The 15,913-nt window shown below is 66.3% G+C and carries 14 protein-coding genes, 1 tRNA gene and 1 rRNA gene; 13 read left to right on the forward strand and 3 right to left on the reverse strand.

Annotated features, from left to right (window positions below; genetic code table 11):
- The 9 genes from rrf to B5G20_RS09585 all read left to right on the forward strand — a co-directional run.
- Positions 1-95: ribosomal RNA gene (gene rrf, locus B5G20_RS09545) — 5S ribosomal RNA — on the forward strand; the annotation flags it as partial.
- A gap of 235 nt (positions 96-330) precedes the next feature.
- On the forward strand, positions 331-891 hold the full coding sequence (gene acpS / locus B5G20_RS09550) for a holo-ACP synthase (RefSeq protein ID WP_087356684.1): 561 nt from the start codon (positions 331-333) through the stop codon (positions 889-891).
- Complete coding sequence (locus B5G20_RS09555; protein ID WP_087356685.1) at positions 869-2,491, forward strand: NAD(P)H-hydrate dehydratase; 1,623 nt, start codon at positions 869-871, stop codon at positions 2,489-2,491. Before acpS ends, B5G20_RS09555 begins: the two co-directional genes overlap by 23 nt.
- A gap of 4 nt (positions 2,492-2,495) precedes the next feature.
- Complete coding sequence (gene alr / locus B5G20_RS09560; protein ID WP_087356686.1) at positions 2,496-3,647, forward strand: alanine racemase; 1,152 nt, start codon at positions 2,496-2,498, stop codon at positions 3,645-3,647.
- Positions 3,648-3,689: 42 nt separating this feature from the next.
- Positions 3,690-4,448 (forward strand): uracil-DNA glycosylase, encoded by a 759-nt coding sequence (locus B5G20_RS09565; RefSeq protein ID WP_087356687.1) that lies wholly within the window; start codon positions 3,690-3,692, stop codon positions 4,446-4,448.
- 1 nt (position 4,449) lies between these two features.
- Entirely contained in the window at positions 4,450-5,004 is a 555-nt protein-coding gene (gene tsaE / locus B5G20_RS09570) for a tRNA (adenosine(37)-N6)-threonylcarbamoyltransferase complex ATPase subunit type 1 TsaE (protein WP_204207763.1), read from the forward strand.
- 33 nt (positions 5,005-5,037) lie between these two features.
- Positions 5,038-7,641, forward strand: a complete 2,604-nt coding sequence (tsaD, locus tag B5G20_RS09575; protein WP_087356688.1) for a tRNA (adenosine(37)-N6)-threonylcarbamoyltransferase complex transferase subunit TsaD — start codon at positions 5,038-5,040, stop codon at positions 7,639-7,641.
- Between the two features lie 246 nt (positions 7,642-7,887).
- Positions 7,888-7,963: transfer RNA gene (locus B5G20_RS09580), tRNA-Arg, on the forward strand.
- 137 nt (positions 7,964-8,100) lie between these two features.
- A complete protein-coding gene (locus B5G20_RS09585) occupies positions 8,101-8,382 on the forward strand; it encodes an AbrB/MazE/SpoVT family DNA-binding domain-containing protein (RefSeq protein ID WP_087356689.1) in 282 nt (93 codons plus the stop codon).
- 899 nt (positions 8,383-9,281) lie between these two features.
- Here the strand turns inward: B5G20_RS09585 and B5G20_RS09600 are convergent.
- A complete protein-coding gene (locus B5G20_RS09600; RefSeq protein ID WP_158094436.1) occupies positions 9,282-10,151 on the reverse strand; it encodes an AraC family transcriptional regulator in 870 nt (289 codons plus the stop codon).
- 251 nt (positions 10,152-10,402) lie between these two features.
- On the opposite strand from B5G20_RS09600, the gene rhaB reads away from it, so the two are divergent.
- The 3 genes from rhaB to rhaD all read left to right on the forward strand — a co-directional run bounded on the left by rhaB (position 10,403) and on the right by rhaD (position 14,329).
- Positions 10,403-11,827 carry a rhamnulokinase gene (gene rhaB / locus B5G20_RS09605; RefSeq protein WP_087356692.1) on the forward strand — a complete coding sequence of 475 codons (1,425 nt, stop codon included), beginning with the start codon at positions 10,403-10,405 and terminating at the stop codon, positions 11,825-11,827.
- A 98-nt stretch (positions 11,828-11,925) separates the two neighbouring features.
- Positions 11,926-13,395 (forward strand): arabinose isomerase, encoded by a 1,470-nt coding sequence (locus tag B5G20_RS09610; RefSeq protein ID WP_087356693.1) that lies wholly within the window; start codon positions 11,926-11,928, stop codon positions 13,393-13,395.
- A 106-nt stretch (positions 13,396-13,501) separates the two neighbouring features.
- Positions 13,502-14,329 carry a rhamnulose-1-phosphate aldolase gene (gene rhaD, locus B5G20_RS09615; RefSeq protein ID WP_087356694.1) on the forward strand — a complete coding sequence of 276 codons (828 nt, stop codon included), beginning with the start codon at positions 13,502-13,504 and terminating at the stop codon, positions 14,327-14,329.
- 152 nt (positions 14,330-14,481) lie between these two features.
- On the opposite strand, the gene B5G20_RS10385 is transcribed toward rhaD, so the two are convergent.
- The gene (locus B5G20_RS10385; protein WP_158094437.1) at positions 14,482-14,781 is read right to left on the reverse strand and encodes a helix-turn-helix domain-containing protein; all 300 of its coding nucleotides are present in this window, start codon (positions 14,779-14,781) and stop codon (positions 14,482-14,484) included.
- A 119-nt stretch (positions 14,782-14,900) separates the two neighbouring features.
- Entirely contained in the window at positions 14,901-15,200 is a 300-nt protein-coding gene (locus B5G20_RS10390; protein WP_158094438.1) for a hypothetical protein, read from the reverse strand.
- A 54-nt stretch (positions 15,201-15,254) separates the two neighbouring features.
- On the opposite strand from B5G20_RS10390, the gene B5G20_RS09625 reads away from it, so the two are divergent.
- The gene (locus B5G20_RS09625; protein ID WP_158094439.1) at positions 15,255-15,911 is read left to right on the forward strand and encodes an alpha-L-rhamnosidase C-terminal domain-containing protein; all 657 of its coding nucleotides are present in this window, start codon (positions 15,255-15,257) and stop codon (positions 15,909-15,911) included.
- Positions 15,912-15,913 lie beyond the last annotated feature (2 nt).

The raw sequence follows: 15,913 nt of genomic DNA on the forward strand, positions 1-15,913 counted from the left end.
GGCACGCCCGGACCCGTTCCGAACCCGGAAGCTAAGACCCCTCGCGCCGATGGTACTGCGGGGTGAGCCCGTGGGAGAGCAGGGCGCCGCTGACCGGTGGACGGCACCGAGCCGTCCAACGTGATGCTAAAGGGACCTTCGGTTAATCCGAAGGTCCCTTTTTTGTTATAGAACAGAGGTGCAGCTCCTACCGGCTGCAGCGACGGGCTACACTGGTGGGGCGCTATGCTGTGCGATGAGGGTAAAACGCGCCCCGTGCGTACGGTTTGCTTGATGTAGCATTCCCTGTTCGTTCGGTCGTGCAGGGTCGACTTGAGGTTGGAGGTGCCCATGGCCGAAGCGGGTATCGGCGTTGATATCGTGGAGATCGACCGCATGGAGTCTGCGCTCCAAAAGACGCCTTCGTTTGCCGAGAAGATGTTCACCGACGAGGAGCGTGCCTACTGCGAGGGCACCGCACGTCCGGCAGTGCATTACGCGGCGCGCTTTGCGGCGCGCGAGGCGGTGCTCAAGGCGCTTGGGACGGGATTCTCTCAGGGCATTGGCCGCAAAGACGTCTCGGTCTCGCGCGATCCTCAAGGCCGCCCTATCGCGGTGCTCTCCGGGCGTGCGGCAGAGATTGCCGAGGAGCAGGGCATCATCGAGGTGGCGCTTTCGCTCTCGCACACGGCGGGGCTCGCAGTCGCCAACGCCATGACCATTACCGAGGCCGCCCGTCCAGCGCCCAAGAAGAAGGGCGAGGATGAGCGGGCGCAGATTGCACGTTCTTTCCGCGAGGCGCGCAGCGTGCTCGACGAGCTCGAGCGTGTTCAGGAAGAGGAGCTGATTGCTGTCTCGCCTGTCGAGGCGGCTGCAGAGGAGGATGCCCATGAGGCCGGTACTGAGCTGTGACGAGGTCCGTTCTCTCGAGGACCTGATCGAGAAAGAGGGCACGTCCAAGGCAGAGCTCATGGAGCTCGCCGGAGAGTTTGCCGCAACGCAGGTAGAGCGGCTTGAGCCCAAGCGCGTGCTGGTGCTGGTGGGCTTTGGCAACAACGGTGGCGACGGCTGGGTTGCGGCAGATATCCTGGCGCAGAAGGGCATTGCCGTCGACGTTGTCTCGCCGGTGGAGCCTGACGAGATTCCCTCGACGCTCGCCCGCCATGTGGCGCGCCGGACTGCCGGGCGCGATGTGACTGTCTACGTCGGCCCCTCGCGCGACGAGCTCTCTGGGCTCATCGCTGCTGCCGACGTGGTGCTCGACGCGATTCTGGGCACGGGCTTTCATGGGGAGCTTCGGGCGCCCTTTACCATCTGGATTGAGGCTCTCAACGACGCTGCGGCCACCGTGGTTGCCGTCGACGTTCCTTCGGGCCTCGATGCCGAGACCGGCATTGCGGCCAGTTCCTGTGTGCGCGCCGACGTAACGGCCACGATGCTCGCGCCCAAGCTCGGGCTCTTTAGCGCAGACGGCCCGGAGTACGCCGGTGAGCTTATCTGCGGCGAGCTCTACGATAAGCTCGACGGGGTGATTGATGACATCGAGCATGCGGCCGAGATCGTTGAGGCCGAGGACCTCATCGACTTTATGGAGCCGCTCCCGGCGAGCGTGAACAAGTACACGCGCGGTTCGGTCCTTGTGGTGGCCGGCTCGGCAACCTATCCCGGTGCGGCGATCATGGCGGCCAAGGCGGCGGCTCGCGCCGGTGCGGGGTATGTGGCCGTGGCCGCACCGGATGCCTGCGCAAATCTCATCCGGCTTGCCCTGCCCTCCGTCCCTGTCTTTGCCATGCCCTCCGACTCGCGCGGCTCGTTTGGCGCGGCGGCTCCCATGCAGGTGGTCGAGCTCGCCAAGCACTACAACTGTGTGCTCTGCGGCCCCGGTATGACCACTGCAGCGGGCTGCATGAGCGTGGCGACCTCGCTTCTGGCACTCGACGTGCCGCTGATCCTCGACGCCGACGCCCTCAACTGTCTCGCAAGCGTGGCCATCGGCGGCATCGACGCCACGCCCGAGCTCTACCGCCGCGAGGCACCGCTCATCATGACGCCGCACACCGGCGAGCTGGCGCGTCTGGTGGATAAGGAGTCGATCGACGATCTCGCCTCGGCCATCGATGCGTCGCAGCGTATCGTTTGGGCTGCCGGATCGGACGACCTCGTCGTTGTTGCCAAGGGGCCGACCACGGCCATTGTGGGTGTGGAGAAGGTGCTGCTGCCGCTCTCGGGCCCCGCAGCGCTTGCCACGGCGGGCTCGGGCGACGTGCTCGCGGGCATTATCGCCGGCACCATGGCGCTCAACCACGAAGGTGTTGAGGCTTGGGAGCTGCTCGCCGCGTACGCCGTGATGCTCCACTCCTACACGGGGTTTGCCGCAGCGGAGCGCTGGGGCGAGAAGAGCGTGATCGCCACCGACCTCATCGATCTCATCGGCGATGCCATGCGCCTTGCGACCGACGAGGTGCTCGGCGGGCTCGAGGGAGCGCGCGACACCGCTGACAAGGAGGCATAGGGTCATGGCCGTTCGCAATCAACCCGAGACGCGGTGGGCGTGGGTCGAGGTCGACCGCGGCGCGCTCCGCAAGAACGTACGCGCCTTCCGGCGGCTGCTGCGCGGCCGGGAGCGCCTGTGCTGCGTGGTCAAGGCCGATGCATACGGCCACGGTGCCAGCGAGTGCTGCCAGATCATGCAGCAGGCTGGGGCCGACATGTTCGCCGTCGCCACGGTGGCTGAGGGCGTGCAGCTGCGTGAGACGGGCATCAAGCTGCCCGTCCTGGTGCTCTCGGAGCCGCCAATCGAGGCCATCCCCACGCTGCTTGCGTATAACGTCATGCCGTCGGTCTATACGGTGGAGTTTGCGCTCGCCTACGGGGAGTGCGCCGTGCAGGCCGGGACGGTCGGCCGCTATCATCTGGCGATCGAGACGGGCATGAACCGCATCGGTGTGCCGTGCACCGAGGCGCTTGAGTTTAGGCGGAGCATCGACTTTCACCGCGGGCTCGAGTGCGACGGCGTCTTTACGCACTTCGCTACGGCGGACGACCCCGATGGGTGGGACTACCAGCTACAACGCAAGCGTTTTGACGAGGCGGTTGCGGCCCTGCGCGACGCGGGCCTTGAGGTGGGGACTGTCCACTGCGACAACACGCCGGCCACGATTTTTGACCCGGCCTCGCATTACGACATGGTGCGCGTGGGGATTGGCCTGTACGGCCTTATGCCGTGCGAGAGCGCGCGCGGGCGCATTGAGCTTGCGCCGGTTATGAGCGTGCGCGCCCGCGTGACCCGCACCGCGCATCCCGCGATGGGCGAGGGCGTGGGCTACGGCTTTACCTACCGCGTGCCGCGTACGACGGTGCAGATTTGCACGCTGCCCATCGGCTACGCCGACGGGCTGGCCCGGACGCTCTCAAACCGTATGGAGGTGCTCTACCGTGGGCAGCGCGTGCGCCAGGTGGGCAACATCTGCATGGATCAGTGCATGGTCGCCATTCAGCAGACGACGGTGCGCCCCATGCCCGAGGCGGAGGTCGGCGATGTGATGACCATCGTGGGCCGCGACGGCGACGACGAGATCACCATGGACGAGATGGCCGCGCTGCGCGGCACCATCAACTACGAGGTTGCCTGCGGATTTGGCATGCGGCTCGATAAGGTGTACGTGTAGGGCGCCCGCGACGGCGGGGTGCGAGATTTGAGGAGGCGGCGCATGGGCGTCATGCATATTCCCGGGCACGAGCATCAGGGGCCGCGGGAGGTCACGCTCGAGGAGGTCCGCGCGGTGCTGGGCGACTGTCGGTTGTGCGAACTCTGCCAGACGCGCACGAACATCGTCTTTGGCGTGGGCAATCCGCATGCGCGCGTGATGTTTGTGGGGGAGGCTCCCGGGCGCAACGAGGACCTGCAGGGCGAGCCCTTTGTGGGTCGCGCCGGAGAGAACCTCAACTCGATCCTCTCGCTGGCGGGGCTGCGTCGCGAGGACATCTACATTGCAAACGTCCTCAAGTGCCGCCCGCCGGGAAACCGCGACCCCCGTCCCGACGAGGTGCTCGCCTGCGCACCCTTTTTGCGCGAACAGATCAGGAGCATCTGGCCCGACGTCATCGTGACGCTCGGCAACCCCGCGACGCACTTTGTGCTTAAGACCGAGATCGGCATCACGCGGCTGCGCGGGCGCTTTCACCAGATGGGGCACTTTGTGGTCATGCCGACGTTCCACCCGGCGGCGGCGCTGCGCAACCCCAAGTGGCAGGAGCTGCTTGAGGCTGACTTCCGCATGCTCGGCGACTATCTGGCGCGGCACCCCGTTGGCGCTGACGCGGCGGCTGCGGGGGCTGGCGCGGCGGACGATGCTGCTGGCGCTGGTAATGATGCTGCTGCCGGAGCTGCGGCGCCCGCGCCCGAGGGCCCGATGGTCGCCGTCCCCGCGGGCACGCCGATGGATCACCTCCCCTTGGCGGGTGAGTAGCGTGGCGCTCAAGCGCGAGGCGCCCGGGCGCTACGCAAGTTTTGGGGCGGCCGACACCGAGCGGCTGGGCGAGTTGGTGGCGCCGAGCCTTGCGGACGGCGACGTGCTGGTGCTCACGGGCGGGCTCGGCGTGGGCAAGACGCACTTTACCAAGGGGGTGGCGCGCGCCCTCGGCGATGCGCACCCGGTCACGAGCCCGACCTTTGCCCTCATGGCCGTGCACGACGGCGGGCGCATCCCGCTCTTTCATTTTGACCTCTACCGGCTCGAGCACGCCTACGAGCTGGAAGATACGGGCATCTACGACGTGCTCGGCTACGAGGGGGCGTGCCTTCTGGAGTGGGGCGAGCAGTTTCAGGATGAGCTCACCGACGAGTACCTGGGCGTTGTGATTTCGCGCGTGGCAGATGCGCCGGACGAGCGCCGGATCGCCCTCGAGCCGCACGGAGCGCGTGCCGAGGAGCTTGCGCGGCAGATCGACGAGGCGGTGGAGCGCGCGCTTGGTGCGGCTGCGGATTCGTCGACGGCTGGCGCGGATGGGCCCAAGGGCGCTTAGCCAGTCTGCGCGGCTGGTGCTGAGGAGATGACGATGGAGAACGCTTGCGGAAGCCGCCTGGTTGCGGCGGTGGACACCTCGACGGACATGCTGGCGGTTGCGGTAGCGCGTCTGACGGCGGGGGAGGAGGGTCTCTCGGCCGAGTTGTTGGCCACGGGAGACCATCTCTGCCGCCGCCATGCCAACGTGGAGCTCATCGGCACGCTCGACGCGGCGCTCGCGGAGGCGGGGACGAGCATCTCCGACGTGGATGCGCTCCTTGTGGGGCGCGGGCCGGGCTCGTTTACCGGTGTGCGCATTGGCATCTCCACGGCCAAGGGTCTCGCGCGCGGGGCAAACGTGCCACTCTTTGGTGTGTCGACGCTCGATGCCAGCGCGTGGACCGCATGGCAGGGCGGCGTGCGCGGACTCCTCGGCGTGGCGGCCGACGCCATGCGCGGCGAGGTGTACCCCGCACTCTATCGCCTGAGCGATGCGGGCGTGGAGCGGCTCTTCGACCGCGAGCACGTGGTCAAAGCGGCCGATGCGGTAGCGGCATGGGCAGCGCGCGAGGACGCTGCGGAGCTGCAGCTCACAGGTGATGGCCTCAAGCGGTACGGTCGGCTGTTTGACGAGGCGGGGCTCACGCGCCGGGTGGGGGAGGAGTTGTGGCATCCGACCGGCTTCTCCCTGGTCCTCGTTGCCTGTGCACCCCATCTTGCCCCTCAATCGTCGGTCGCCGCCGCCTGCGCACCCCAGGCACCGCATCTCGGCGCTCACTCGTCGGGCATGGCGCAGAGGCCTATACCCTCCTCGTTCGGGCCGACCTGCGGCACCTGGGACGCGCAAGAGGCAAGGGCGGGCGGCAAAAGGGCAGACGTGCCATCGGTTGCCGAGCCGGTGGAGTCGCTGCGGTATCTGGGTGATGGCGACCCGGCCACCGTGCTGCCTATCTATACGCGTCTTTCGGATGCGGAGGAGAACGAGCGCAAGCGGCTTGGTCGTGCGGCGAGCGCGCAGAGCGCCGTGACGGGCGTGGCGGACGAGCTGGCGGGGCGTCACCTGCAGTTCCGTCCGATGGGGGCGGCCGATGCCGAGGCCGCCTCGGCGCTCGAGGCTACCTGCTTTGCGGGTACGGGCCACGCCGCATGGAGTCCGGCGCAGTTTCTCTCGGAGCTCGGCGACGAGGCTGCGGTGCCCCGGAGCTGGTGGGTCGCGCACGACGACGGCGAGCTCGTGGGCATCGCGGGTGGCATGGTCGTGGAGCACGACGTGCAGATTCTCGATGTGGCCGTGAGCCCGGAGCGTCGTCGCCAGGGCATCGCCCGGCGCCTGCTCGCACAGGTGAGCTACGACGCCCAGATGCTCGGCTGCACCACGGCCTCGCTTGAGGTCGAGGACGGCAACGCCGCCGCCATCGCGCTCTATGAGGAGCTCGGCTTTTCGCAGGCAGGACGCCGGCGCAACTACTATGGGCAGGGCGCAGACGCCCTGGTGATGACGGCGCCGCTTCCGCTCGTCCTGCCGGTCGATGCCGCGTCTCCCGAGCCCACGGCGGCAGCTCATCGCGCGTGGCCGTTGCCTGTGCCGCAGCGCACCGACGAGGAGCGTGCCGAGCTTGCGCGCCTCGCACCGGTGCTCGCCATCGAGAGTTCCTGCGATGAGACGGCCGTGGCCATCATCGATACCGATGGGCGTCTTCTGGCCAACAAGGTCTCGACCCAGATCGATTTTCACGCGCGCTTTGGCGGCGTGGTGCCCGAGATCGCCTCGCGCAAGCACGTCGAGGTTATCGTGGGTGTGGTGGACGAGGCGCTTGAGGGGGCGGCCGAGACGCTCGGCCTTGCGGGTGGCGCGCTCGCACCCTCCGAGCTGGCGGCCGTGGGCGTGACGCAGGGTCCGGGGCTCGTGGGTGCGCTCGTGGTGGGCGTGGCTTTTGCCAAGGGCTTTGCCTACGCCGCCGGCAAGCCGCTCATCACGGTCAACCATCTCGAGGGGCACCTCTACGCCAATCTTCTGGCCGAGCCCACGCTCGAGCCGCCGTTTATCTTCACACTCGTCTCGGGCGGGCACACGATGCTCGTGCACGTGCGTGCGTGGGGCGACTACCAGGTGCTCGGCGAGACGCTCGACGATGCGGTGGGCGAGGCGTTTGACAAGGTGGCCAAGGCGCTCGGCCTGGGCTACCCCGGCGGGCCCATCATCTCGCGGCTTGCCGAGGAGGGCGACCCCAAGGCGATCGACTTCCCGCGGGCGATGATGCACAGCCACGATTACCGCTTCTCGCTCTCGGGACTCAAGACCGCCGTGGTGACCTACATCGAGCAGGAGACAGCTGCCGGTAGGACGATTCACCTGCCCGATCTGGCGGCGTCGTTTGAGGCGGCCGTTTTTGACGTGCAGTTTAAGAAGGCGTGGGACGCGCTGAAAGAGACGGGTGCGCACGAGTACTGCCTGGGTGGTGGCGTGGCAGCTAACCCGCATCTGCGCCGGATGCTTACCGAGAAGCTCGGCCGACGAGGCGTGCGTGTAACGCTGCCGCCGCAGAACGCCTGCACCGATAACGCGGCGATGATTGCCGAGGTGGCGCGCCGCAAGTTCTCCGAGGGCGATTTTGCCGGCTTTGACGTGGACGCCGATCCCAACATGACGCTGTAAGCGACCGAGCCTTGCGCTCCCGGACGCCGGGCCGCCCGACGCCGCCGGCGATGTCTTTCGGTCGTGGTCCTCGATCTTTTCGCGCCCGCGCGAAAAGATCTGCGGGAAACTCCCTCCAGGCATCGCCGGCTGCGTCGGGCGGCTCGACTGCGCGACGGGGCTCGGAGGTCGTGGGGGAGGGCAATAGGTGCGAGGGTGACTGGGTTGGGTCGTAGGAGGGGCATCTGCTAGAATACGGTTCGATATGCCTCAGTAGCTCAGGGGATAGAGCACCGCTCTCCTAAAGCGGGTGTCGTTGGTTCGAATCCAATCTGGGGCACCATGTATTTTCGCAGGTCAGGGGCTTTGAGCTTCTGGCCTGTTTTGCATTGGTGCTAAAGACGGCCGAGTGAGGCAGCGATTCGCGCAGCGTGCTAGGATCATTGAAAACATTGGAATCAATGATTCTGGAGGCGGCGCATGGTCACGATGATGAGCACGAAGCTCACGAAGGGCGGGCAGACGACCGTCCCCAAGGAGGTGCGCACGGCGCTCGGCATCGCCGACGGAGCGCGTGTGTACTGGTCATTCGACGGGCGCCGCGCCTGGGTTTCCGCAACGCCCACCGATCCGCTTGAGGTGACTAGCGAGGAGGACTTCTACGCCCGGCTCGCCGAGGCTGAGGAGGCGCGGGCTGCCGGCCGCGTGAGGGACGCCCGGGCGGTGTCCACCGAGCTGAAGGCGAGGTACGGCCTTGCCTAGGTTCGTCGTCGAGACGACGGAGCCGTTCGACGACGACCTCAGAGCCGCCGCCTCTTGGAGGCTCACCAACGTTGGGCTGTCGAGCGCGGCCCGGTTTCTCGACGCCCACGACGCGCTCGTCGCCGCCATCGGCGAGTTCCCGCTCATGGCCGGGAGCGTGGGGGGCACTCGAGCGCTACGTTGCCGTATATGTCGTCGACGAGGACGCGCGCACGGTCACGCTCATGCGACTCTTCCACATATCTGCTGACTGGCGGGCGCATCTGCTTGCCAGTGATGCCGAAGGACGACCCCAGTCCTGAAACAAAGGGGTTAATCTCTTTGAGCTGTCTCCTGTTCGGACTCTAGAAATGGGGATGGGCGTTGTGTGCGCTCGGGCAGACGGGCGATTACGATGGTCCGAATTCGGAACACTAGGCAGTAGTGGGGTGGCTGCTGACGGCAGGCGCCGGGAATTCGTTGCGGGAGAAGACGATGCGTGCAAAGCGCCCGATGACGCGCAAAACGTTTGTAAGCCGTGTGCTGCTGGTAATCATAGGTATCTTTTTGGTAGTGCTCGGCATTCCCATGCTCATCTTGCCCGGGCCGGGCGTTGCCTGCATTGCCGGAGGGTTCTATTGCATTGCGCGCGGGCTCGGGCTTGTAAAGGCGCATCGCAGATCTGCGGAGACTCGGCGCGCGCCGGAAGGGCTTCCGGGTAGCCAAGATCAGCCACCACAGCTCCTGTAGCTGGTTGGAGGGCAAGTTGCTGACAGGGTAAGCGCCAACAGCGGCCAAAGGTGCCGTGTGAGCAGCAAATGGGCCGGAGGCGGGCGCTCGGGCAGCGAGGAATCTACATCCTCTTTGCCCGGTCGCCCGCCCCGGCCCTTTGTGCAGCTAGCTATCGCGCTGCGTCGCCTCTACCGCTTGCTCAGCGGGGTGGGGCAGCTGTCGCGGTAGGCGCGCGGGCTCTGCCCGACCATCTGAGAGAAGCGGTACGAGAAGTTGCTCTCGCTCTTAAAGCCCACGAGGGCCGAGATCTGTCCAATCTTGTAGTCGGTTTCGGCCAAGAGCTCCTTGGCGCGCGTGATGCGGTAGCGCAGCAGGTAGTCGTAGGGGGTCGTGCCGAGCGACTGGCGGAAGAGCTTAAGCAGGTACGACTTGCTCACCTGCGCGGTCTTGGCAAGGTCGTCGAGGGTGACGGGCTCGGCGTAGGCGCTCTCGATGAGTGCGCATGCGCGGCGGACGGCCTCGTCGCCGAGCGCCGACTCGCCCACTGCCTGCGCCGCGCCGACCATCTCGGCCAACAGGTTATGCACTGCGAGCCCCACCACCGTAGACGCCATGATCCCGGGTTTACCCAGGTTGGTGGCGATGGTGTCAAAGTGTCGCCGTGCAATGGGGTCGGCTAGGGTCACCGGCCTGAGCGCGCCAACGTCGAGCGTCTCGGCAAAGGCGGCAACGCCCGGCCCGTCGATGTGCGCCCAGAGGTGGTACCAGCGCTCGGCCCCCGGTTTGGTGAGGTAGCGCTGCGGGGTGCGGCAGTTGATGAGCAGCGCCATCCCCGGCCCGAGGGTCACGGCGCGGCCGTCCTGCTCGAGCCGCCCGCGCCCGTCAAAGGTGTAGAAAAGCTCGTAGCTGTCCTTCTCGGACCGCTCGGTGAAGAAACCCTCGTGCGCGTAGAAGTCTCCCTGCTCGGTGCACCAGAAGGGCTGGGCCAGCTCAAAGTCTCCGGGGGTGGTGCGGATCCAGGTGCTGCGCTCCTCGAGATCGAGGTTGTAGGTGAGCATGGGACCTCCTTTGGGGGATATATCGAAGACACAAAGCGAATAATGAGTATGGAGCCTTCTCATTAACAAAAATATACTGCAAGCAAGACAAATTGGTTGGTGCGTGCACCAACCTCCGGACAGCCGGTGCGTAACGGGCGGCGGACGGTGGCGCACATGCTGCCGACGCGGTGCGAATCGGCGGGTCTGGCGCGTGCTCGGCGCAGCTTGTCGGGCGTGGCGTGCGGCGGCACAAAGGGAGGAGCAGCGGTATGAAGCATCTGGCGATTGACATCGGCGCCTCGAGCGGGCGCGCCATCGTGGGCGAGGTGGTGGACGGCAAACTCAACCTCACCGAGGTCTACCGCTTTGACAACGGGCTTGTGGAGCGCGGCGGTCACCTCTGCTGGGATATCGACGCCCTGGCCGAGAACGTGATTGCAGGGCTTGTAGCCGCCCATGAGCAGGGCCTCACGCCCGAGACCGTGGGCATCGACACCTGGGCCGTGGACTACGTGCTGCTGGACGAGGCGGGCGAGCGCATCGGCGACACCGTGGCCTACCGCGATGGGCGAACCGAGGGCGTGCGCGAGGACCTTGAGCGCGCGGGCGTGCTCAGCTTTGCCGAGCACTACGAGCGCTCGGGAATCCAGTTCCAGCGCTTCAACACCGCCTACCAGCTCGTGGCGCAGAAGCGCGAGCATCCCGAGGAGCTCGAGCGCGCCCGCATCTTCCTCATGATTCCGGATTACCTGGGCTACGTGCTTACGGGCGTGGCGGCCAACGAGTACACCAACGCCTCGACCACCGCGCTCGTGGGGGCGCGCAGCCGTACCTGGGACGACGAGCTCATCGAGCGCCTGGGGCTGCCACGCGGTATCTTCCAGCGCATCCTCGAGCCGGGCGAGGCCCTTGGCCAGCTTGTGCCGGCGGTGCGCGAGCGCGTGGGCTTTGACGCCACGGTGATCGCCCCAGCCACGCACGACACGGGCTCTGCCTGGCTCGCCGTGCCCGCGGCCGACCCGGCGGCGGCCTACCTCTCGAGCGGCACGTGGAGCCTGCTCGGCTGCGAGAACACCGAGCCCGTGACCACGCCGGCGAGTGCGCGGGCAAACTTTACCAACGAGGGCGGCGCCTACGGCACCTACCGCTACCTCAAGAACATCATGGGTATGTGGATGGTCCAGAGCATCCGCCGCGAACTCGGACCGCGAGCGGACGGCAAGCTGCCGAGCTTTGACACGCTCATCGACGAGGCGTTTGCCGCACACGGCGACTTTCCGCTGCTCGACGTGGACGCCGACCGCTTCCTTGCACCGGACTCCATGGTGGAGGAGGTGCGCGCCGCGTGCCGAGAGGCGGGCGGCCCCGTGCCAGAAGAGCCGGGCGAGCTCGTGCGGTGCGTGTACGACTCGCTTGCGGCCGACTACGCCCGCGCCATCTCGGAGCTCGGCGAGCTTACGGGCGTGCCCCGCACCTGCGTGAACATCGTAGGTGGCGGCAGCCAGAACCGCTACATGAACCAGGCCACGGCTAACGCCTGCGGTGTCCCGGTCTTTGCCGGGCCCACCGAGGGCACGGCGCTCGGCAACCTGATCGTGCAGCTCATCGCGTCGGGCGAAGTTGCCGACCTCGCGGCGGCGCGCGAGATGGTCCGCGCGAGCTTTGACGTGCGCCGGATTGACCCGCAGCACTAATGTGACATTGGGGATAGGTTCCTCTGTCACGTGACAAAAGGACCTGTCCCCACTGTCGCGTGCGCTGGATGCAAGAGACGAGAGAATCGAGGATAACGATGTCCGCAGATACCAACGCCGCGTCCGTGCAGGCGTGCGCACCGCTCGTGGAGACCCGCGCCAAGGTGGGCGTGTTCTCCATCGCGCTGAGCGCGTACCTGCCGCAGTTCCCGCAGCTCGTGCCCAACTTTGAGCAGCAGTACGCCGACTTTTTGGCAACGCTGCCCACCACCGTCGACATCATCGACGGCGGCATGGTGACCACCAAGGAGGCGGCCCAGGAGGCGGGCGACAAGTTCCGCGCCGCCGACGTGGACCTGGTCATCCTCCAGATGCTCACCTACGCCACCTCGTACAACGTGCTGCCGGCCGTGCGCGACCTCAACGTGCCCGTCGTGGTGGTAAACGTGCAGAAGAAGGCGCAGCCCGACTACGCCGCGACCGACATCCCCACGTGGCTGGGCGACCTCTACGCCTGCGGTGCCCCCGGCGAGGTCGTGGCCGACCTCAACCGCGCCGGCAAGCGTCACGCCGTCATCACGGGCGTCGTGGAGGGTGGCGATCCGGAGGTCGCGCGCCAGCTCGACGAGTGGTGCCGCGCCGCCCAGGTGCGCCGCCGCCTCCGCCGCACCAACATCGCCCAGATCGGCCGCCCCTATCCAGGCATGATGGACCTCTACATCGACGAGACCAACCTCTATAACCGTCTTGGCCTCTACACCAAACAGTTTGACTGGGAGAAGATGTGGGCCATCGCCGACAACGTAGACGACCAGGCGGCGATTGACGCCAAGGCGGCCGAGATTCTCGACACCTTTGACGTGGAGGGCGGTGCCGCGGTCTCCGACGAGCCTATTCAGGAGATGGCGCGCTACGTGCTGGCTTTTGAGCAGTGGGTGCGCGACGAGGAGATCGGCCTCGTGGCGAGCCACTACGACGGCTACGCCCAGGGGCAGGCCGGCGTGCTGGACTCCATGCTCATTCCGGCGTTCTCGATGCTCATCAAGCAGGGAACGGCCTGCGCCGTGGAGGGCGACATGAAGGTCGCCGTGGCCATGAGCATCTTGAAGACCATTGCCGGCACGGGCCAGCTCTCCGAGATGTACTCCATCGACTTCCCCGAGGACATCGTCATCATCGGGCACTCCGGCTCGGGCGACGCGGCCATCTCCACCGCGAAGAAGCCCACGCTCAAGGTAGTGCCGGTGTTTCACGGCAAGACCGGCGGCGGCTACCTCACGCAGTTCTACCCGGGGCTCGGTACGGTCACGTTCTTGGGGATCACGCAGGACGGCGACGGTCACTTTAAGTTTGTGGTGGCGGAAGGCGAGAACGTCGACGGCCCGATCTTTACCTTTGGCGACACCAACATGCGCATGAAGTTCTCGATTGGGGCGCGCGAGTTTATGAACCGCTGGAACGAGACCGGCCCCACGCACCACATGGCGGCGGCGCTCGGTAGCCACACCGACACGATCCTCAAGGTGGCAAAAATCTTGGACGTGCCCGTTGAGGTGGTCTGCCGCTAGCGGTGACTCATTTTGGGACGGGGTTATTTTGAACCATATGACGCAAAACAACCCCGTCTCAAAATGATTGCAATCCATCCCGTTTGGATAAGAGAGAGGAACAACCATGACTGACATTTTGAAGACGCCGGCGGTCGAGGGCTTTATCCGCATGTGCGAGGACGGCTGGCTGCAGGGCTGGCACGAGCGCAACGGCGGCAACCTCACCTACCGCATGACCGAAGAGGACGTGGAAACTGCGCGCCCCGCCTTTACCGCAGAGCCCCGCGAGTGGCACGAGATGGGTGTGGCCTGCGAGAACCTCGCCGGTGAGTACTTCATCACCACCGGTTCGGGCAAGTACTTCCGCAACGTCCCCCTGGCGCCCGCGGCCAACATCGGCATCGTGGAGATCAACGATGCCGGCAGTGCTTGGCGGATCGTGTGGGGCCTTGAGAACGGCGCCGTGCCCACGAGCGAGTTCCCTACGCACGTTATGAACCACAGCGTGCGCAAGCGCGTCACGGGCGGTGCCAACCGCGTGATCTACCACTGCCACGCCACCAACGTGATCGCGCTCACCTACGTGCTGCCCCTCACCGACCGCGACTTTACCCGCCCGCTGTGGCAGAGCGCCACGGAGTGCCCCGTGGTCTTTCCTGAGGGCGTGGGCGTGGTGCCGTGGATGGTCCCCGGCGGCGTGGACATCGCCAAGGCCACGAGCAAGCTCATGGAGACCTACCAGGCGGCCGTCTGGGCGCAGCACGGTCTCTTTGCGAGCGGCCCGGACTTTGACACGACCTTTGGCCTGGCGCACACCATCGAGAAGAGCGCCGAGATCTACGTGAAGGTCCTCTCGACGGGGCTCCCCGTGCGGCAGACCATCGAGGACGAAAGCCTGCGCGCTATCGCCCGCGACTTTGGCGTGACGCTCAACGAGGCGTTTCTGGACTAGCTCCGTTCGCAGCTTGCGCTATTGCAGCGTGGAGCGATTTACATAAACCTGCACCATAGCCCTCGTCGGTACGCCCGGCGAGGGCTTTTGGCGTAAGCCCCATCCTCTATTTTCAGACGCCCTGTCGGCTTTAGGCGGATGCGTCGATGTTTCTACCGCGGCGGCGAGGTCCGGTACTCCTGGGGTGTCATGCCTGCATACTCATGAAAGCGCCGGTAGAACTGCGTGAGGTTTGAGATGCCCACGCTCTGCGCAATCTCGTAAATGGGCTCTTGCGAGCTTCGGAGCATGCGCGATGCATGGCGCATCCACTCCTCCTTGACGAGCTGCTTAAACGTGCGCGCCGTCTCGCGCTTGATGTACGCGCCCAGGTACGACGCGTCGTAGCCGAGCGCGTCGGCCAGCGCGCTCAGACGCCCTTCCCGATAATGCTGCGCCACATATTCGTGCATACGCCCCACAAGCTCCGAGTCTTTTCTTGCGCTCTCCGGCGAGGCGGTGTCGGGTTCGTTCGACCTGATGAGATGGGTGATCAGGGCGGCGCAGAGGTCGTCGATGATGTCGGCCGATCCTATGCCCCGTCGAGATGCTCCCCAAGTATGAGGTCTATGCAGGAGCGGCTGAGCATGTCCGCCGCCCGGTAGACGCGCCATCCGGCGTGGTCGGTGCCGCGTGTGGCAAGTGCCAGGCCAAAGCTCGATCCAACGCGGTTGAGGTCGGCAAGCATCCGCTTCTCAAAGAACCGGTCGTTGAGTACCACCTTGACGGCGATAGTCCCCGGGCCGAGCTCGTCTACGGCATGCGGGCAGTGCCGGTCGGCGATGAGGCAATCCCCCTCGTGCAGGGTCACGGGCTCGCCGTCGAGCGTCATGGGGAAGACGCCCCGGTAGCAGTAGGTAAGCAGAACTATCTCTATCCGGCGCTCGTGAACCTGCCGTCCTCGGGCGAGGCGCTCGGCACGCTCTTCGCCGGCGCCACGTTTGAGTTTGCGCTCGCGGTGCTCGGCCTGGCGCGCGTGGAGGTGAACGGCCGGGCGCTGCCGGTGGAGCTCTTGGGCCTCGGCGACGCAGGGCGGCAGGCCGAGCTGCTCGTGGCCGACTTCTGGGCGCGCGGAGGCATCCTCACCACGGGTATCTTTGGCACGATGCTCGCCTTTGACCTGCTCAACCGCACGGGTCATAACGACGTGGTGGAGGCGTGGCTCACCCGCACGGAGCATCCGAGCCTGCTCGACATGCTCGCCGGCGGCAACGGTGCGCTCGCCGAGCAGTTTACCGAGCACCTCTCGAGCTACGACCACGCCATGTTTACGAGCTATGCGCAGTGGTTTATGCGGGCCTTGGGCGGCATCCGCGTGGCGGACGATGCCGTGGCGGCAAACCGCGTGATCGTTGACCCGTATTTCTCGAGCGCGACCGATGCCGTCTCGTGCTCGTACCAGACGCCGCACGGGCGCATCGAGGTGCGCTGGCAGCGCACGGCCGCCGGAGTTGAGGTGAGCATCGCGGCGCCCGCGGGGGTCGATGTGGATACCGCGGCGCTTGACGCGCACGAAGGTGTCTCGGTGATCAGGGAGGCCTAGCC

The organism is Collinsella sp. An7 (genome assembly GCF_002159335.1).
Taxonomy (GTDB): Bacteria; Actinomycetota; Coriobacteriia; order Coriobacteriales; family Coriobacteriaceae; genus Coprousia.